At 56.9% G+C, this 543-nt stretch carries 1 pseudogene; it reads left to right on the top strand.

Going from position 1 to position 543, the window contains the following annotated elements:
• Nucleotides 1–543: pseudogene (locus K5E19_RS23765) on the top strand (pyruvate:ferredoxin (flavodoxin) oxidoreductase); the annotation flags it as partial.

The following is a 543-nucleotide window of genomic DNA, read 5'->3' as shown; positions in this document are numbered from 1 at the left end:
TCGTTCACCTCATCGCAGGGTCTGCTGCTGATGATTCCCACGCTGTACAAGCTCGCCGGGCAGTTAACGCCGTTCGTGTTGCATGTGGCAGCGCGTACCGTTGCCACCCATGCTCTGTCGATTTTCGGTGACCACTCGGATGTGATGGCGGTCCGTCAGACGGGCTGCGCCATGCTGTGTGCCAGTAATGTGCAGGAAGCCCAGGACTTTGCGCTGATTTCCCACATCGCGACGCTAAAAAGCCGGGTGCCGTTTGTTCATTTCTTCGATGGTTTCCGCACCTCTCACGAAATTAATAAAATCGTTCCGCTGTCGGACAACACGATTCTGGAGCTGATGCCGCAGGACGAGATCGATGCCCACCGCGCACGCGCGCTGAACCCGGAGCATCCGGTTATTCGCGGCACTTCCGCGAACCCCGACACCTATTTCCAGTCCCGTGAAGCCACCAACCCCTGGTACAATGCGGTTTACGATCACGTTGAGCAGGCGATGAGTGATTTCTCGGCTGCCACCGGGCGTGAATATAAGCCGTTTGAATAC

Source organism: Enterobacter sp. RIT637 (assembly GCF_019718755.1).
Lineage (GTDB): Bacteria > Pseudomonadota > Gammaproteobacteria > Enterobacterales > Enterobacteriaceae > Enterobacter.
The sequence above is the reverse complement of the archived record's forward strand: the minus strand, read 5'-3'. Positions and strand labels throughout refer to the sequence as shown.